Annotated in this window: 19 protein-coding genes; 1 reads left to right on the top strand and 18 read right to left on the bottom strand. The window is 26.7% G+C overall.

The window, feature by feature from the left end; translation table 11 throughout:
• Positions 1–297 precede the first annotated feature (297 nt).
• The 11 genes from AS160_RS09650 to AS160_RS09600 all read right to left on the bottom strand — a co-directional run bounded on the left by AS160_RS09650 (position 298) and on the right by AS160_RS09600 (position 11036).
• On the bottom strand, positions 298–1296 hold the full coding sequence (locus AS160_RS09650; RefSeq protein WP_165148275.1) for a LacI family DNA-binding transcriptional regulator: 999 nt from the start codon (positions 1294–1296) through the stop codon (positions 298–300).
• Between the two features lie 4 nt (positions 1297–1300).
• A complete protein-coding gene (locus tag AS160_RS09645; protein ID WP_165148272.1) occupies positions 1301–1489 on the bottom strand; it encodes a hypothetical protein in 189 nt (62 codons plus the stop codon).
• Positions 1486–2289 (bottom strand): ATP-binding cassette domain-containing protein, encoded by an 804-nt coding sequence (locus tag AS160_RS09640; RefSeq protein WP_165148269.1) that lies wholly within the window; start codon positions 2287–2289, stop codon positions 1486–1488. The genes AS160_RS09645 and AS160_RS09640 overlap by 4 nt, the downstream gene beginning before the upstream one ends.
• A complete protein-coding gene (locus AS160_RS09635; protein ID WP_165148266.1) occupies positions 2286–3278 on the bottom strand; it encodes an ABC transporter ATP-binding protein in 993 nt (330 codons plus the stop codon). Before AS160_RS09635 ends, AS160_RS09640 begins: the two co-directional genes overlap by 4 nt.
• Positions 3279–3280: 2 nt before the next feature.
• Entirely contained in the window at positions 3281–4123 is an 843-nt protein-coding gene (locus AS160_RS09630; RefSeq protein WP_165148263.1) for an ABC transporter permease, read from the bottom strand.
• A gap of 2 nt (positions 4124–4125) precedes the next feature.
• Positions 4126–5148 (bottom strand): ABC transporter permease, encoded by a 1023-nt coding sequence (locus AS160_RS09625; protein WP_165148260.1) that lies wholly within the window; start codon positions 5146–5148, stop codon positions 4126–4128.
• A gap of 31 nt (positions 5149–5179) precedes the next feature.
• A complete protein-coding gene (locus AS160_RS09620; protein WP_165148257.1) occupies positions 5180–6985 on the bottom strand; it encodes an ABC transporter substrate-binding protein in 1806 nt (601 codons plus the stop codon).
• Between the two features lie 238 nt (positions 6986–7223).
• Complete coding sequence (locus tag AS160_RS09615; RefSeq protein ID WP_165148254.1) at positions 7224–8201, bottom strand: electron transfer flavoprotein subunit alpha/FixB family protein; 978 nt, start codon at positions 8199–8201, stop codon at positions 7224–7226.
• An 11-nt stretch (positions 8202–8212) separates the two neighbouring features.
• Positions 8213–8998 (bottom strand): electron transfer flavoprotein subunit beta/FixA family protein, encoded by a 786-nt coding sequence (locus tag AS160_RS09610; RefSeq protein ID WP_165148251.1) that lies wholly within the window; start codon positions 8996–8998, stop codon positions 8213–8215.
• A gap of 18 nt (positions 8999–9016) precedes the next feature.
• Entirely contained in the window at positions 9017–10156 is a 1140-nt protein-coding gene (locus AS160_RS09605; protein WP_165148248.1) for an acyl-CoA dehydrogenase, read from the bottom strand.
• Positions 10157–10322: 166 nt separating this feature from the next.
• Complete coding sequence (locus AS160_RS09600) at positions 10323–11036, bottom strand: SDR family oxidoreductase (RefSeq protein ID WP_206528168.1); 714 nt, start codon at positions 11034–11036, stop codon at positions 10323–10325.
• Between the two features lie 244 nt (positions 11037–11280).
• On the opposite strand from AS160_RS09600, the gene AS160_RS09595 reads away from it, so the two are divergent.
• Positions 11281–11676, top strand: a complete 396-nt coding sequence (locus AS160_RS09595; protein WP_165148245.1) for a hypothetical protein — start codon at positions 11281–11283, stop codon at positions 11674–11676.
• 36 nt (positions 11677–11712) lie between these two features.
• Here the strand turns inward: AS160_RS09595 and AS160_RS09590 are convergent, their stop codons facing one another.
• The 7 genes from AS160_RS09590 to AS160_RS09560 all read right to left on the bottom strand — a co-directional run bounded on the left by AS160_RS09590 (position 11713) and on the right by AS160_RS09560 (position 18390).
• Positions 11713–12081, bottom strand: coding sequence for a hypothetical protein (locus tag AS160_RS09590; RefSeq protein WP_165148242.1), 369 nt, complete (start codon positions 12079–12081; stop codon positions 11713–11715).
• A 73-nt stretch (positions 12082–12154) separates the two neighbouring features.
• Positions 12155–12850: an RsmE family RNA methyltransferase gene (locus tag AS160_RS09585; protein ID WP_165148239.1), complete on the bottom strand. Its 696-nt coding sequence runs from the start codon at positions 12848–12850 to the stop codon at positions 12155–12157.
• A complete protein-coding gene (gene serS, locus AS160_RS09580) occupies positions 12850–14124 on the bottom strand; it encodes a serine--tRNA ligase (RefSeq protein ID WP_165148235.1) in 1275 nt (424 codons plus the stop codon). The genes AS160_RS09585 and serS overlap by 1 nt, the downstream gene beginning before the upstream one ends.
• A complete protein-coding gene (locus AS160_RS09575; protein ID WP_165148232.1) occupies positions 14121–14759 on the bottom strand; it encodes an LptA/OstA family protein in 639 nt (212 codons plus the stop codon). The genes serS and AS160_RS09575 overlap by 4 nt, the downstream gene beginning before the upstream one ends.
• Before the next feature lies 1 nt (position 14760).
• The gene (locus tag AS160_RS09570; protein ID WP_165148230.1) at positions 14761–15549 is read right to left on the bottom strand and encodes a hypothetical protein; all 789 of its coding nucleotides are present in this window, start codon (positions 15547–15549) and stop codon (positions 14761–14763) included.
• Positions 15550–15553: 4 nt separating this feature from the next.
• The gene (locus AS160_RS09565) at positions 15554–16330 is read right to left on the bottom strand and encodes a patatin-like phospholipase family protein (RefSeq protein WP_165148228.1); all 777 of its coding nucleotides are present in this window, start codon (positions 16328–16330) and stop codon (positions 15554–15556) included.
• A complete protein-coding gene (locus tag AS160_RS09560) occupies positions 16330–18390 on the bottom strand; it encodes a hypothetical protein (RefSeq protein ID WP_165148226.1) in 2061 nt (686 codons plus the stop codon). The genes AS160_RS09565 and AS160_RS09560 overlap by 1 nt, the downstream gene beginning before the upstream one ends.
• Positions 18391–18401: the final 11 nt, after the last annotated feature.

Genomic DNA, 18401 nt, shown 5'->3' with positions numbered 1-18401 from the left:
AGAAAACTAGTTAGAAGTATTTATTATATGCTTAAAAATAATTCATCCTATAATCCTATTGAATTATCTCAATCTTCTAAAAAAATGGTGTTTTTAAAGGATGATAGTAATAATCAATAATAATAATTAAGCGTTTACAATTAACAAAACAACTAAATAATTCTAATTTTTGCACCATGTGCATAATATTTGTTTTACTCTTTTTTCTATCTGTATTATTCTGAATTCTTGTTATTTTTCATCTTTGTTAATTTTCATTGTTTTTTTATTTCCCTCTTGACTTATTACCGGAGACTATTAATTAATTTTTTTCACAGAGTCTCTAATAATAAGTTCCGTGGGAATTAAAATTTTTCTTGGAAGAGTAGATTTTGGATTTAAAATTTTTTCAATTAATAATTTAGCAGCAGTATATCCTATATCCCATCTAAATTGTCTTATAGTTGTTAAATAAGGATAAAAATATTCTGCTATAGGTGAATCATCAAAACCTATAACTGAAACATCTTCTGGAACATTTATATTTTGTCTTTTTAATTCATCTATTACAGAAACTGCTATTAAATCATTTACTGCAAATATAGCAGTAAAATTCAATCCTTTATCTTTCAAATAGTTTTTTATTGCGATTCTTCCTGCATTAGGGAAATATCCTCTATTGGATGTAAATGATATTTTTACATCATTATTATTTTTTATAAATTCATTAATTCCATTAATTCTATCTCGTGCAGCAGGCGACCAGTTTGGACCTGGGATATGTAATATATTTCTATGCCCATTATCATATAAAAATTGCATAGCTTTATATGCTCCGTTAAAATTATCAGTATTAACAGAGTCTAAAAATACAGAGTCATCCTTAAAATCTGCAATAACAATAGGAATATTTAGTTTTTGAAATTTTTCAAGTTTTTCTTTTTCTATAAAAAATTCTGATAAAATAATACCATCAATTTTTCTTTCAAAAAAGTTTTCTATACTTTCATATTCCATATCAGGATTTTCACTTGTTATTGAAATAAACAAATCAAAACCATTTTCTCTGGCAGCACTTTCTACACCCATTACTATTTCGCCATAATGAGAGTTTTTAAGATTGGGAATTAATATTGCAATGGTTTTAAATAATCTGGTGTTCCTATATGAAGGAGCAGGCCTATAATTTAAATCTCTCATAGCTTTTAAAACTTTTTTCTTTGTTTTTTCAGAAACATTATCATGACCATTAATTACTCGTGAAACAGTTGCAATAGATACATTTGCTTTTTTTGCAACATCTCTTATATTTTTCAAGAGTTTACCTCCTCGATATATCTTTACGTTCTTTTCTTATTGCAAATACTAAAAATCCAATGGTAAATATAATCAATACAATATCCATATAGAATTCAATAGGTCTAGTTTTTGAGAATAAAAAATATAATACTGAAAATATTTCCATAGTTAAAGCCCAAGAAAAAATAACTATTAAAGGCTTTAAAGTCATACTAAATCCTCCAATTTTTTATATAGTTTAGGAATACTAGATATTAATGTTTTTGTATACTCATGATTTGGATTAATAATAATATCATCAGGATTTCCTCTTTCTACAATTTCTCCATCTTTCATTACTAATATATTATCTGATACAAAATATGCAAGGCCTAAATCATGAGTTATAAACATAACAGAAGTTCCTTGTTCGTCTCTTAATTGTTCTAACAATTTAATAACCCCGCCTCTTGATGATGCATCTATCATAGAAGTTAATTCGTCAGCAACTATTAGTTTAGGTTTTAAAAGCCAACATCTAGCTATCATAATTCTTTGTTTTTGACCACCAGATATTTGATGAGGGTATTTACCTAATATATCTTTAGGATCAAGTCCTACTTTGAATAACGCTTCTTTTATCATTTCTAATCCTTCATTTTTAGATACTTTTTTCTCCAACAAGTTTAAAGCTTGCCACATTGTTCTTTCAACAGGATAAAATGGATTATAACTTGCAAAAGGATCTTGGAAAACCGCATGAAGATTTCTTCTGAATTCTTTTATTTCATTTTTAGATTTATAGTCTTTAATATTTTTTCCATCAAAAATTATTTCTCCTTCACTAGGAGATAATAATCCTAAAACCATTTTTGCAATAGTTGATTTACCAGACCCACTTTCTCCAACAATAGATACTAATTCTTTTTCTTTAACTTCAAATGAAGCATTTTTTACAGCATGAATATATCTTTTTGAAACAAACCCCATTACATATGTTTTTGAAATATTTTTCACTTCTAGTCTATTCATTTTGATCCCTCCGAATACAAGAAACAAGCTATTTTTCTACCGTTTTCAAATTCTTTAACTGTAGGTTCTTTAGTTTTGCATATTTCCATAACATGTGGGCATCTAGGATGGAATCTACAACCGCTAGGCGGCTCCAATAAATTTGGAGGGGCTCCTGGTATAGTAACAATACCTCTTTTTTTAATTTCAGGCTCAGGTGTAAGTACAGAATTAAATAAACCTTTTGAATAAGGATGATAAGCTTCGTTTACCATGTCATCTGTATTTCCAATTTCAGCAATTTTTCCTGCATACATAATTAACATTCTATCTGCAAGTTGCCTGATAGTAGCAATATCATGTGTTATAAATAAAACACTTTTTACAATACCCTCATTTTTAAATTGTTTTAACGCTTTTAAAAACATTTTTTGATTTACAACATCTAATGCAGAAGTAGGTTCATCCGCTACAAGTAAATGTGGATCAAGCAAAGTTCCAACAGCAATAACAGCTCTTTGTCTCATTCCACCACTTAACTCAAATGGATACATTTCTAAAACATCTTCTTTTAAGCCAACTTTTTTGATTCTTTCTTTTGCTTTTTCTAATAGATCTTTTGGATTTATATTATGAGACTTAGCTAAATGTTCTACATACTTTTTAATTTTTATTGTAGGCATTAATGCATTCATAGATGCCTGAGGAATTCTAGCTAATTCTGTTCCCCAATATTTTTCTTTCACTTCTTCTCTTGATAATTTTGAAATATCAACATAACCATTTTTAGTTTTAAATTCTATGCTACCTTCAATTAATGTTAAAGGTTTTAAGATATTCATTTGTAGAACATCGGTTAATGTAGTTTTTCCGCATCCTGATTCTCCTACAATACCAATTATTTCACCTTCATATATATCAAGATTTACATTATCAACAGCTTTTACATATTTTGTACCCTTTCTATAATAAGCTTTCACATTTTTTGCAATTAATATTTTTTCAGCCATTCTTACTCCTCCCTAAGTCTTGGATTGAATACTTCGTCCATTGCAGTACTTAAAACAAGTAATGAGGCTGTGATGGCTACTATTGCGACTCCTGGTGGAATAAACCACCACCATAATCCTCTTCTAACAGCATCCATTAAAGTTGACCATTGCAACATAATACCTAAAGAAATACCTTTTGTAGGTCCAAGTCCTATTAAACTTAAACCAGCTTCACCCATAATACCACCGTTTATAAATAAAACAAAACTCATAAATGTATATGTTGCAATAGTTGGAATTAAATCTTCAATTATTAATTTAAAATCAGAGTATCCAGCCATTTTAGATAAATAAACATATTCTCTTGACATAACACTCATTAATTGTGCTCTAATAGCTCTTGCAAACCAAGGCCATTGGAAAAAACCTAATATTAAACCAATAACTTCAACACTTCTTACCTTTAAGTAACTAGCAATTAATATTGCAATTAAAATAGAAGGAGTTGTTAAAACTACATTAGTAACGCTCATTAATACATCATCAACAACTCCGCCCTTAACTGCAGAAAATGTACCAATTAATAATCCTATCACTAAAGAAATAGTAGCAGCAATTAAACCTATATATAATGATGATCTAATACCTGAGAATAATTGAGCTAAAACATCTCTCCCATATGTATCAGTTCCTAAAGGATGAACAGATGATGGAGCTTGTTCAAAATCCCATGTCATTTCTGTAGGATCAACATTATATACAATAGGTCCTAATAATCCTAAAATAATAAAAATAATAAATATTGATAAACCTATTAAAAATTTTTTATTTTTAAATAATGGAGAAATCATTGTTTTAAACATGTTTATGCCTCCTGACCTAGTCTTATTCTTGGATCAATTAATGCATAAATAAAGTCAACAAAGAAGTTTGTTAAATATATAGATGCAATTAAAATAACAAATGTACCTTGAATTAAAGGATAATCAAGAGTAGTTAAAGCTTTAAAAAGCAAATAACCAGTACCTGGATAATTAAATACTATTTCAGTAATTAATGATCCGCCTAGCGCTCCACCTAAACTAAGAGCTAATCCAGTTATTTGTGGAAGTAAAGAATTTCTATATACATAATTGAATATTGTTTTCTCTTTCATTCCAACATATTCAGCAAATCTTACATAGTCGCTTCCGAGTTCATTAATAACAAGTAATCTAGTCCCAACAGCCCATCCGCCAGTAGCAGAAATAACTATTGATAAAAAAGGTAAAATATAATGTTTAGCCGCATCTGCTATGAAATCCCATGTAAAGGATGGAATTAAACCTTGAGAGTATGCGCCTTGCGCTGGTAACCAATTCAATTTAACAGCAAAAAAGAATACCAATAACATTCCGAGCCAATAATAAGGTATTTGTGAAATTATAAGCGATGTAGTTAATACTCCTTTATCAAACCAACTGTTTCTCTTATATGCTGCAAAAGCACCTAAAGTGTTTCCTAAAAACCAAGCAACTACTGTTGCTGGTAGCAATAGCATTAATGTCCAAGGTATTACAGGAGCTATTAATTCTGTAGCTTTTCTAGGATAATATGTAAATGACGTTCCTAAATCACCTTTAAATGCATTTCCTAAAAATTCAAAGTATTGGACATACCATGGTTTTCCTATACCGTATTGTTCCATTAAAGCTTTTTCAGCTGCTCTTATAGCATCAGGGTTGCTTTGACCAGTTCTTGAAAGACCCGATAGTATTTGAGAAAGAGGATTCCCAGGGATAACCCTGGGAAGTATAAATACTATTGTTATAGATATTATGTATGTGATGACTAAAAAGAGCAATTTTCTTCCTATATATTTTATAAAAGCTTTAGATGAATTATTCATTATTTCACCTCTTTAAATTTATTTGCTAAAATTATTTTTCAGAATTTTTTAGTTCATCAAACACTTTAGATGTTGGTATTAAAAATCCACCTTTATCTGAAAGTTCAAACATTTTTTCATTTGCAATTGATGCGCCTTTGTTTAATGAGAATGTAACGCCTAATGCAGTTGCGCTGTGAGGACCACCTGGATACCATGTTGGATTATTTTCATTTGGCCAACCTTTCCAATATTTTGTACTATATTCGTACCAATGTGCATTATAGAAAAGTGGGATAGATGGTAAATCTCTGTAAACTAATTCTTGTAATCTAAAGTATGCTTGTTTTCTTTCTTCAGTATCTAATGTTGATACAGTTTTGTCTAATAATTCTACAACTTCAGGATTTTGGTATCTTTCCCAATTTCCAGCCCAAGTAACTTCTCCTACAGGTTTTGATAATCTTGGATCTAATACAAATCTATACATGCTGTATGGATGATCGAATCCAGGTCCTGTACTCCAACTTATAATAAGATCAAATGTACCTTTTGTCATTCTATCTGCCCAAACTGAGAAATCAGGGAATTCTGTTTGTACATCAATACCTATAGATCTTAAATTTTTAGCAATCATTTCACACATCATCATCCAGTCTGTCCAACCATAAGGTACAGAGATTGTAAATGTACCTAATTTATTTCCGTTTTTATCTACTCTAATACCGTCTTTACCTTTTTTGAATCCTGCTTTATCAAGTATTTTATTAGCCATATCTAAATCTGTTTTTATTTTTCCATCTTCTGTTCCCCATGTTTCTTTTGTTAAATCATAATTTATCCATTTTCTGTATGATTCAACAACATCCATAACCATTGATGGGTGAGCTTGAGAACCATAACCGAAATAAGCTTTTAATAACATTTCTTTGTATGGAATTGCATAAGCAATTGCTTTTTTAACATTAATATCATTTAATGCTGGTTTTGTATTATTGATATATAAGTATGCTGTACCATCAGGCATAAAGTATGGTAATTCTGATTTCCATGTACCAACAGGTAAGTTTTTCTTTTTCCATAAATCTTCTACTTTAGGAATAAATAATGCACTCCAGTCTGCGTCTCCTCTTTCGAAAGCTAAAGCAGCAGCAGCATTGTCTTTATATATAACGTGAGCAATATATTTTGGTCCAGGTAATCCGAATAAATCTTTACCCCACCAATCATCTATTCTTTGGTAAGAAATAACATTTGTATCAGCAAAATATAATTTGAATGGACCTGATACGACTTGATTTTCATCATTAACAAAGTCGCCAATTTTACCTTCATTTGCTAAAGGTTCAAAAACGTGTTTAGGCATAGGTTTTGCGCCTAAAGAAGTTGATAAGAAGCTAAAATAATTCATATTTTCTTCATTTGCTCTAAATTCAACTGTTTTGCTATTTATAGCAACTACTTCTTTAATATATGTATCCCAACCTGCATTTGGACCTAAACCTAATTTTTTAGTTAAGCCCCATGTGAATACTAAATCGTCAGCTGTAATAGGCATTCCGTCAGACCATTTAGCTTCATCTCTAATTTTAACTCTTAATGTTGTAGGATTAACAAATTCAAATGATTCTGCTAACCATGGAAGCCAAGCGTCTTTTTGAACATTGTAATGATATAATGGGAGATAAAGGAATTGATCTGTTCCCCATGTTGATTGTGCTGCAAATAAATTCCAAGTTGTAGCTGGTCCCCAAAGTGCACCAGTAACATATACAGTTTCTTCTCTTGGTAATTGAACAGCTGCAAAACTACTCATAATAACACTTAATACCAAGAAAACTAAAAATAACTTTTTCATACTTTTCCCTCCTAATTATGAAAATAATTACAAAATTAAATATACTATATATAATAATTTTAATTCTTTATTTTATTTTTTTCTTATTCTATCACTGAAAATTGTTACATAAAAAATTAGCATTAATTTGATTTTATATAAAAACTATAAAAAAGCATTTATAATTAAAAATAATCAATAAATATAAAGAAAAATATTATATATAATAAAAAAAATGGAGCGAAAATCGCTCCATAAATTAATTTTTATTTTCTTTTAGTTTTTTTATTAAAACAGGAATTACTTCATATAAATCTCCAACTATACCATAATCAGCAATTTTAAATATTGGTGCATCTTTATTTTTATTAATTGCAATTATACATTTAGAATCCTTCATTCCAGCTATATGTTGAATTGCTCCTGATATTCCACATGCAATATAGATTTTTGGTTTAACAGATTTTCCTGTTTGCCCAACTTGAATATCATGATTTGCCCATCCAGCATCAACAGCTGCTCTAGATGCAGCAACAACACCGTTTAGTTCAGAAGCTAATTCTTCTAATAATTCAAACCCTTTAGGATTTCCTAATCCTCTTCCGCCAGCAATAATTATATCGCTTTCTGAAATATCTTTACTTAATGATTCTTTTTTTAATAGATTTAGTATTTCTATATTAGAATTAATTGGTTCAAATTCTATTTTTTCTACAGAATAGTTTTTATTCTCATTAATTTTTGTTTTTTCAAACACACCTGGTCTAACTGTTGCCATTTGTGGTGTGTGTTCTGGACAAATTATAGTAGCCATAATATTTCCACCAAAAGCTGGTCTTGTTTGTAATAATAATCCATTTTCATCTAAATCTAAATTTGTACAATCTGCGGTTAGTCCAGTATTTAATTTTGCAGCAATTCTTGGCGCTAGATCTCTTCCTTGATGAGTTGCTCCAATTAAAAATATATATGGTTTTTTTTCTAATGCTAAGTCTGATATAGCTTTTGTAAATATCTGAGTATTATAATGTTTTATTTTTTCATTATGTAATTGTATGATTTTATCAACATTGTATTTTCCAATTTCTGAAAAATAATCTTTATTATTAATATATATTGCTACTAAATTAGAATTTAGTTTATTAGCTAATTTTCTACCTTCATTAAGTAATTCTAAACTAACTTTTTTTATATTATTGTTTTCTATTTCTATATAAACCCATACATCTCTATTCATGCAATTCCCCCTTAGAGTAGATGTCGCTCTTTTAAATTTGATATTAAAGTATTTACATTATCAACAATATTTCCTTCCAAAATGATTCCTTTTTTAGAAAGTTCTGGTGTAAAAGTTTTTCTAACTTTAGTTGGAGAGCCATTTAGTCCAATGATATTATCTGGTATTTTTAAATCATCATTAGTTAAAATTCTAATATTATTTTCATTTGAACATATTTCAACTAAGTTTTTAATATTCATATATCTAGGTTGATTAGCTTCTTTTAAAATTGTAAATAATACAGGAGGTTTGATTTTAATAGTTTCAATATAATTATCCATTTCTCTGTTTACTATAAAAAATTCTCCATTATAATCAATTTTGTTTACATAAGTAACTTGTGGAATATTTAATTTTTCAGCAATTTGTGGTCCAACTTGAGCAGTATCTCCATCAATTGCCTGTCTACCTGCAAATATAACATCAAATCCAATTTTTTTAATAGCTTCACTTAAAATATTTGAAGTAGCCCATGTATCTGAACCTCCGAATTTTTTGTCACTAATTAAAATGGCTTCATCGGCTCCCATTGCTAAAGCTTCTTCTAAAACCTCAGCTGCTTGATTTGGACCCATAGAAATTGCAATTACTTTAGCACCAAATTTATCTTTTAATTTTAAAGCTTCTTCTAAAGCAGCTTTATCATCATAATTCATTATAGAAGGAACGCCTTTTCTTATTAAAGTTCCGGTAATTGGATCAATTTTTAGTTCTGTTGTATCAGGAACTTGTTTAATACAAACAACAATTCTCATTTGTTTTCCCCCTTTAAATTATTTTAAAACATTTGCTGCAATAACCATTTTTTGAACTTCTGTTGTACCTTCATATATTTCTGTGATTTTAGCATCTCGCATCATTCTTTCAACTGCATATTCTTTTGTATAACCATATCCACCATGTAGTTGTACAGCTTTTCTTGTAATCTCCATAGCAACATCAGAAGCGTAATATTTTGCCATGGCTGCTTCTAATGAATAATCATGAGAATTCATCTTTTTTAATGCAGCATTATACACTAAAGATCTGGCTGCTTCCAACTTAGTTTTCATTTCAGCTATTGTAAATTGAATAGATTGGAATTTGGATATAGGTCTTCCAAATTGTTCTCTTTCTTTAATATATTTAACTGTTTCATCAAATGCACCTTGAGCAATACCTAATGCTTGTGCTGCTATGCCTATTCTTCCACCATCTAAAGTTTTTAGTGCAATTTTAAATCCATTATTTTCTTTTCCTAATAAATTTTCTTCTGGTATAATAACATTATCTAATATCAACTCTGAAGTAGCAGATCCTCTTATACCCATTTTATTTTCAATCTTACCTACACTAAAACCAGGAGTTCCTTTCTCAATAATAAACGCTGAGATCCCTTTTGTTCCTAATTCTTTATTTGTAGAAGCAAAAATAATATAAATATCGGCTTCTCCGCCATTGGTTATAAAAATTTTGGTTCCGTTTAATATGTATTTATTTCCATCTTTAATAGCAGTAGTAGCTTGATTTCCAGCATCACTTCCAGCATTTGGTTCGGTTAGTGCAAAAGCACCTAGTTTTTCTCCTTTTGCTAATGGTTTTAAAAATTTTTCTTTTTGAAAGTCATTTCCATAATAGTAGATTGGCCAACATGCTAATGAATTGTGTGCAGATAATATAACACCTGTTGTTGCACAATATCTTGAAATTTCTTCCACTGCAATAACATAACATAATTCATCTGCTCCAGCTCCACCATATTCTTTAGGAATGTTCATTCCTATGTACCCATACTTTTTTAATTTTTCCACATTTTCTTTTGGAAATCTTCCTGTTTCATCAATTTCTTGAGCAAGAGATTTAAATTCTTTTTCCGTCAAATCTCTTGTGTTTTTTTTCACCAATTTTTGAAGTTTATTTAGTTGAAATTCCAAAGTAATACCCCCTAAGTGAATTTTTTAACTAAAAATTTTAAAAGTGAATTAACTCTCATTTTATTTTATAACAATTATGTTATTTTAATATATGTTATATATTTCATATGAATTAAAAGTAATTAATATTAAGTAAAATTTGTTGTATTAAGAGATAAAAAAGTGCTTAAATATATGTCATTTTTTTAGTCATACCACCGTCTATAACAAAGTTTTGTCCAGTAATAAACTCACTTTTATTTTCTGATAAAAACAAGACCAAATTAAAAATATCTTGAATATATCCTGCTCTACCAACAAGATGTTGTTTATGTTCTATTTCTGAAACTTGCTCATTTTCATGTAATATCCATCCTGGAGAAATTGCGTTAACTCTTATGTTTGGTCCTAAAGAATTTGCTAAAGCATGTGTAAGTCCTAAAATTCCTGCTTTAGAAGAACTATATGCTTCATTACCTGGCTCAGACATAATAGCTCTTGTGGAAGAAATATTTATAATACTACCTTTTCCTGGACAATCTAACATTAAAGGTGCGCCGTATTTAACCATTAAAAAATATCCAGTTAAATTTACATCAATAACTTTTTTCCAGTCATTTAAAGTTAATTCAAAAAAATTCTTAAATCCACCAATTGCAGCGTTATTTATAATAACATCTAGTCTTTTATATTTTATTTTCAATTCATTATAGAATTTTTTGATATCATCTTCATTAGATACATCACCAAAAAATTTAAATAAATTTGGTTCTTTTATTTTTTTTAAAGCTTCTATATTATTATCTATTATAGCAACATTCCACCCTTCGTTTAAAAATCCAAATGCAATTCCTTTACCTATATTATTTGCTCCTCCGCTAATTACGACTAATTTACTCATAATACACCTCCTAGAAATCAAAATTTAATAACTTGTGAAAAATTTTAATTAGATATACAGTAATTTTAAAATTTATCATTTATAATATATCACAAATTAATCATTTATATTTATTTTTCTATAAAAACAAATGATTTTTTCCTATAAATGGTTATAAATCTTTTTAAATATAAATAATAAAATCTTATAATAATTGGAAAAAACAAAAAACATTGTTATAATTTTAACAAACGGAGGTGATTATATGTTTAAAAAAATGCATAAAAATTTTAAATTAATCTCCCCAGAAAATGTATATTATTCGTATAAAGGAGAAATATTTTATAAAGGAATAAAAAATATATGGAATTATGAAACGATTTCTTTTAAAAAAAGTGATTATTATTGTACTGATTGTAACACAATTTTGTATAATAAAAAGATAAGTATAGAGGTAAACACTGAAGATAGAATAAAAAAGGTAAATAACATTTATGCATGTTCTAATTGTAAAAAATTTCATATTATAGAAAAAGATGTAGTATATACATATAATGCAGAAAATGAATTTGAAAAAAAATTATATGAATTAGATGAATTAAAAGAGGATATTGAAATATTTAAGTATATAGACAAAGAAAAAGATTTAGAAAATAAATAGCACGGAATTCCGTGCTATTTATTTTAATATTTAATATTAATAACTTTTAGAATTATTCGATAACCTGAAAGTTTCGGTTCTATCATTATCATTAACAATATGCAAGTATCTATCTTTAGCCTCTTTGGCTTTCTTTTTAAGAATTGAAGGTAAATCTGATGTTTCAAATTCATCTTTTAAAATATTCATTAATGGTTCTTCAAAATAATATCCTTCTTCAATTTCTTCATCAAAAACAATATACCTTAAATGTTCATCATTAACTTTTTCAGGAAACGCTTTCTTTAAGAAATTTAATGTATATTTTGCAAAAACATCTACAACATCTTTGGTGTTTTTTGCATGATTTAACATATCGTGATACTCTCTTTTTGTTTCTTCATAGAATTTTACATATGATTTCATAATCCTTTCCCCTCCCTATTTAAGTCTAGTATTTTGACTTAAATTTTAAGGGAAAAGTTCATAGATAATTAGGTTAAATATATAATCTGTCAAAATAATAATTCAATATACTAATAGTATATATTCCTGCAGTTTCAAATCTCATTATAGTTTTCCCTAAATTCACCTTTAATACATTATCAGGTATATTTTTTAATTCATTTTCCGAAAAACCCATATCTGGTCCTAGTATTATAGATATTTCATCTGGATATTTTATACTTTTTAAAGCATCTTTTAAATTAATATTTGTAGTAAGATCTAATAAAATAGGGGTTTTAATGTTAAAAATATCTTTGAAATTAACAAATTTAATATTTGGGAATACAGTATTTTCAGATTGTTTAGAGCTTTCAATAACCGTTTTTCTAAATTTATCAATAGATTTAAATTTTATTTGAGATTTTTCTCCCTGAAAAATAAAAATATTATTTGCTCTTAGTTCTACAAGTTTTTCAATTAATATTTTCATTCTGTCAAATTTACTTGCGCCTATATAATAATTAATTACTGGTGAATATATTTTAGTATCCTTTTCTTTTTTTATTATATTACATATTGTTTCATTTTTTTTGATTTTTTCAACTTTACAATAATATATGTTTCCGAATCCATCAAAAACTTTAATTTCATCATTTTCATTAATTCTAACAATTTTTAAATGAGCTGTTTCTTCCTTGTCTAAAATTATCTTATTATTAAATGGACAACCATAGAAGGCATTAGGCATTAACCTATTACCTCCATGCCCATATAAGGAATTAAAACATCAGGAACTTTAATTCTACCATCTTCCATTTGATAGTTTTCCATAATTGCAACCAGCGTTCTTCCAACAGCTAATCCTGAACCGTTTAATGTATGCACAAATTCCATTTTATTTCCTTTCGTTCTAAATCTAGTATTTCCCCTTCTTCCTTGAAAATCTTTCACATTACTACAAGAAGATATTTCTTTGTATGCATTATAACTTGGTAACCATACTTCTAAATCATATGTTTTTGCAGCACCAAAACCCAAATCACCTGTACATAATGATATAACTCTATATGGAAGTTCCAATAATTGTAATATTTTTTCTGCATGTGAAGTTAATTCTTCTAATGCTTTTTCAGAATCTTCTGGTGTTGTATACCAGAAAAGCTCAACTTTATCAAATTGATGTTGTCTAATTATACCTCTAACATCTTTTCCATAACTTCCCGCTTCTCTTCTATAACAAGGTGTATATGCAACATATTTTAGAGGTAAATCTTTAAAGCTCAATACTTCATTTTGATGCATTCCAGCAAGAGTTACTTCAGCAGTTGGAATTAAAAATAAATCGTCATCTTTAATATTATAAGCATCTTCTTCAAATTTAGGTAATTGTCCGGTTCCTAACATAGTTTCTCTTTTAACTAAATGTGGAGGAATTACTTCTATATACCCATGTTCTTTAGTATGTACATCTAGCATAAAATTAATTAATGCTCTTTCTAATCTTGCTAGTTGTGATTTAATAATAGAAAATCTTGAACCACTCATTTTTGAAGCTCTTTCAAAATCTAACATACCTAACTCTGGTCCTAAATCCCAATGAGCTTTAGGTTCAAATTCGAAAACTCTTGGATTTCCCCATTTTCTAATTTCAACATTATCTTCTTCGGATGTTCCAATAGGAACAGAATTATCAGGTATATTTGGTATATATAATAATTTCAAATTAATTTTTTCATCAATTTCCTTCATTTTTTCATCTAGATCTTTTATTTTAACTCCAATTTCTTTAGATTCTTCTTTAATTTTTTTTATTGCTTCTTCATTTCCTTCGGCTTTTAATTTTGCAATTTGTTTGGAAAAAGAATTTCTATATGATCTAAGATTTTCAACTTCTTTTTGAATATTTCTTTTTTCTTTATCTAGATCTAATATTTGATTAATTATATCGATGCTATGATTTCTCTTTTTTAATGCATCTATAAATATTTCTGGATTTTTTCTTAGTAATTTTAAATCAATCATTTATTTTCCTCCTCACTATTTATTTCAAGTGTTAACTTGACTTTTTGTGCTGAAATTTCATTTTTGTCAGTTTTGAATGTTGCTTTTATAGTTTCCATATTTATATTCTTTTTTTCGTTTTTTATTAAAACATTGTTTTCTAAAATTAGTAATTTGGTATTTTCGTCATAAGTAAAATTTTTAGCATATATTTCATAATCTTCTTTTATAATTTTTACTAAATTTTTGTTATTTGATTTACCAAAATAAGTTTTATTTTTATTATTAAAAGTAATTTCATCACAGTAAATAATTATAACTTTCCCATCCTCTAAATTTATCTTAGTTTCAACATTATTTTTTAATATTCCTTCATCATTTTTTAAATCATAATTTAATATATTTGAAGTAGCTTCCATAGTATCTGTTTTTATTTTTATTTTTCCTGATGATTCTAATTTTCTCCATTCTTCATTTACTAAGGTAACTGTAGCTAAATCTGTATTAACTTCTAAAGTGTCTTTTAAAACTTGAACATTATTTTTTAAAACATAAAAATCATCCCCGCCTTCTACAGTATCAGCGCCAACATGAATCGTAGAAGAAAAAGTAATGATAGATAATGTAGTAATAAATAATAGAAATATTTTTTTCATGTTATACCTCCATATTTTTATTTATCCATATTTTAGCAAATTTTCTAGCATTATTAAAAGAAGAGCCGCTTAAAGATTCAAATGTAATTTTTAAAGGAGCTAATACATCTTTATCCTTAGTAATTATATCAAATAATTTTTTCTTTCTCAAGAAAAAAGAAAAAAGTAAAATTTCAGCACCATTCTTGGGAGTTGGTAGTTTTAATGAACATTCTAATGATGTAATTAGATCAATATCATCAAGTTTTAAAGGGCTTAAAGAAATTTCTGCAGTAGGTATAAGATACATGTTGTTATATTCATAATATTTAAAAAAAGGTGGAGATGAAAAAGATGCAAGTAAAGCATCTACATATAAATCATTTGGTTTAAAATAGTACACTTCTTTTTTTAAAATATCGTAGCTTTCAATTTCAAAATTATCTCCTAAATCTTTAATTTTAATATTACCAAAATAAGCCATTAATTCTTTTTCTAATTCTATATGAGATTCAAATTCAAATTGTTTTTTTCTATTTAATTTCCAAAGAGCAATTGCTTGATTATATAATTTGTCATATATTCTATCTTTAAAAAAATATCGATTTAATATTTTAGAGTTATTAATAAACTCAATCATTTTCCCAAAAAAATTATTATTATATTTAGAAATAAAAAAAGGGAATAATACACTTATTCCAGATACTCTTAAATATATTGGAACATTTAAATTTAAAAACTCAGTAATGACACCAGCATTCCAATATAATCCATATTTGAAATCACCTGAGGCGATTTTAAGTTTATTCATTTTTTCACCTTTCCTTTTCTAATTTCTTCTTTGCTTCAAAATAAATCTCTTTATATTTATCGAATTCATACCATTCATATATAGAATCAAAAATATATACTTTATTAGCTAATGTAAGCTTATTTGAAATAATATAATTATTACTAATAGAAGATATATAATTTATATATTCTATTCCATCGCTGAATTTTTCGTTTTTTTGTGGTATATGAGAAGCAATAATATATTCAGCTCCTAATTTCTTACATAATTCAACAGGTAATTCTTCTAAAACAGCGCCATCAACTAATGTCATTCCTCCTAATAATTTTGGAGTAAATGCAGCAGGAACATTTGAAGAAGCCATGACGGCATCAAGTATATATCCTTCAGTTATTTCTTCGACGCTTTCAGTTTCTATATCAACTGAGACAACACCAAAAGGTATTTTACAATCAGAAAATCTTTTTTTGTAAAATAATAATTTTAAAAGCTTAAATAATAGGTCATTGTTTAAAATACCTGGTGAGGATAATAATTTTGCAAATCCTGTTACTTTATTTTCTAAGTTCTTTTTAATAAATGATATTTCATTTGAAGAATGAGAAATTAAATAATTAATTTTTTTCATTATTAATTTACTATTAGGTTCTAATGCATATAATGCACCAATAATAGATCCAGCACTACATCCAGAAATAGCTGTAGGTTTCTCATTATAAAATTCTTCTAAGTATTCTAATAATGCAATATGTGCCATTCCACGTATTCCACCACTGCCTAATGCAACTCCATAATTCATTATAATCCTCCCATAATTACATAAACTGTTATTCCACCAATAATTCCACCTATTAAAGAGTATAAAATATTATTATATAAGTTTTTGTTATTTAGTTTATTTTCTAATTCACTAATTTTTGTATTTATATAATTAATGTCGTCAGTTGAATACTTTATTTTTGATAATTCATTTTTAATATTATTATTTTCTGATTTTATAGTATCAATATTTTCTTCTAATTTAGTAATTTTTTCGTCTAAGTATGTCATATCACTAAAATTGTTTATATTTTTTTCTAAAAGATTTAATCTTGATACAATAGAATCTAATGATTTCATATTAGTTTTTATTAATTCATCTTTTATTTCTAAATATAATTGACTTTTTAAAGTGTCAGTATTTTTAATAATAGATTTTAATACCATTTCATCAATTACATTTGACAATAAATCTTTTTCAGAAGGTAAATTATTCATTGAATATACTGTGCTCTCTAAAAGTTTTAATCTCTTATCAAATAACTCTAAATTATCAATTTTTTTGTTGATTTCTAATATATATTTTGTATTATTAGCGATAGCATTTTCTAAATTTTTATTTTTTGATTCTATAGTTAAATCATCAGAAAGTTTCTTAATATTTTTTAACATTGATAATAGCTCATTTAAATCACTTAATCCACTATTTTTTAAAGTGTTATTAAAAAGAATAAAGTCATATGTTAGATTAGATAATGAGTTTGTTTTTTCTTCTAATTTAGTAATCTTTAATTCAACATCGGAAAGTTTCTCATCGAATAAAATAACAGTAGATGCAGCTGTTTCTAGAGTTTTTATATTATTTAATCTTTCTTCCATAATGCTTATTCTATTTAATAAGTCCATAGGAATTTCATAATTAGTATTAATGTTTTTTTGTTTTTCTAATGCTAATACTCTACTATCTAAATTATTTATTCTATTAGAAGCGTCAGATAAAATAGCATAATTGGAATTAGATGTTTTTTCTAATGATTCAACTTTAGAATTTAATAATTTTAATGAGTTGATATCACTTTCCAATGAATTTATTTTTTTTAGTAATAATGTATCATTAGATAAATTTGGAGAATTAGATTCTAAATTATCAATTCTATCGTTTAATTCTAATATTTTACTATCCAATTCTGGGATTTTTGAGGTTAAATTTATTAAAGGTTTTACTTGAAAATCAAATTTCTGTTGAATAATATTATCGATATACTGATTTGATTTAGAAATTGAATCTTTTAAATTGTTTATTTCATTTAATAATTGATTAATTGTAGCATTATTTGTGTCATTTTTCCATCTTAATTGAGCTGAAATTTCATTTGATATATATAGCTTTAAACCATCTTTTTCTTTTTCAAATAAATCATTTATATATGTTTTATAATTATTTTTTTCTCTAGTTAAATATTCATCTAATGTATTTGTCATGTATTCTTTAGTTTTTGAAAATTGATCAATAACATTTTCAACAGCGATTTCAAATTCATCCATTCTTTTTGAGAAGGTTATCATTGTAGCTAGTGTTGTTTCATACAACTCATTTATTTTCTCTATAGATTTTTTTTCTGCAATATTGTATGCATTTTGTGCAATAGCTTTAAAAATTGGATTATTAGTATCTGTTGAATTAATAGTTATAGCTTTTTCGAGATTCATAATTCTATCATTTAATTCCATGACATTATTTTTAGTATTTTTATAATCAGCATCTAAAGAAAAAATAAAATTTTCTAACGTATATACTCTCTTTGGTAGTTTTTCGTTTTCTAATATTGTTAAAGAAGAATTTAAAGTTTCTAATTGTTTCATATAATTATCATTTAAATAATCTAATATTCTAGATCCAAAAATAGCTAAATCATATCTTGAGATAGAAATTGCTCCATTAAATTTCCCTTCAGTATCTGTATCCATTAATCCTTCATTAACAACTTTATAAACATGTGGATAAACAGGAGATACAGGTTTTACATCAACTATTTCAGAAAAGACCATTGAAAATAAAAATAAAAAAATTAGTAAAATGAAAAAAATTGATTTATTCATAAGACTTCCTC

Source organism: Marinitoga sp. 38H-ov (assembly GCF_011057715.1).
GTDB lineage: Bacteria > Thermotogota > Thermotogae > Petrotogales > Petrotogaceae > Marinitoga.
Note: the sequence above shows the minus strand (reverse complement) of the source record. Positions and strands in the feature narration are given on the sequence as shown.

Coding starts and splice junctions, on each gene's coding strand:
- AS160_RS09595 (WP_165148245.1), top strand. CDS start 11,281: ATGTTTAAAAAAATGCATAAAAATTTTAAATTAATCTCCCCAGAAAAT.
- AS160_RS09615 (WP_165148254.1), bottom strand. CDS start 8,201: ATGAATAGAGATGTATGGGTTTATATAGAAATAGAAAACAATAATATA.
- AS160_RS09610 (WP_165148251.1), bottom strand. CDS start 8,998: ATGAGAATTGTTGTTTGTATTAAACAAGTTCCTGATACAACAGAACTA.
- AS160_RS09635 (WP_165148266.1), bottom strand. CDS start 3,278: ATGGCTGAAAAAATATTAATTGCAAAAAATGTGAAAGCTTATTATAGA.
- AS160_RS09565 (WP_165148228.1), bottom strand. CDS start 16,330: ATGAATTATGGAGTTGCATTAGGCAGTGGTGGAATACGTGGAATGGCA.
- AS160_RS09560 (WP_165148226.1), bottom strand. CDS start 18,390: ATGAATAAATCAATTTTTTTCATTTTACTAATTTTTTTATTTTTATTT.
- AS160_RS09600 (WP_206528168.1), bottom strand. CDS start 11,036: ATGAGTAAATTAGTCGTAATTAGCGGAGGAGCAAATAATATAGGTAAA.
- AS160_RS09630 (WP_165148263.1), bottom strand. CDS start 4,123: ATGTTTAAAACAATGATTTCTCCATTATTTAAAAATAAAAAATTTTTA.
- AS160_RS09620 (WP_165148257.1), bottom strand. CDS start 6,985: ATGAAAAAGTTATTTTTAGTTTTCTTGGTATTAAGTGTTATTATGAGT.
- AS160_RS09625 (WP_165148260.1), bottom strand. CDS start 5,148: ATGAATAATTCATCTAAAGCTTTTATAAAATATATAGGAAGAAAATTG.
- AS160_RS09645 (WP_165148272.1), bottom strand. CDS start 1,489: ATGACTTTAAAGCCTTTAATAGTTATTTTTTCTTGGGCTTTAACTATG.
- serS (WP_165148235.1), bottom strand. CDS start 14,124: ATGATTGATTTAAAATTACTAAGAAAAAATCCAGAAATATTTATAGAT.
- AS160_RS09590 (WP_165148242.1), bottom strand. CDS start 12,081: ATGAAATCATATGTAAAATTCTATGAAGAAACAAAAAGAGAGTATCAC.
- AS160_RS09575 (WP_165148232.1), bottom strand. CDS start 14,759: ATGAAAAAAATATTTCTATTATTTATTACTACATTATCTATCATTACT.
- AS160_RS09640 (WP_165148269.1), bottom strand. CDS start 2,289: ATGAATAGACTAGAAGTGAAAAATATTTCAAAAACATATGTAATGGGG.
- AS160_RS09570 (WP_165148230.1), bottom strand. CDS start 15,549: ATGAATAAACTTAAAATCGCCTCAGGTGATTTCAAATATGGATTATAT.
- AS160_RS09585 (WP_165148239.1), bottom strand. CDS start 12,850: ATGCCTAATGCCTTCTATGGTTGTCCATTTAATAATAAGATAATTTTA.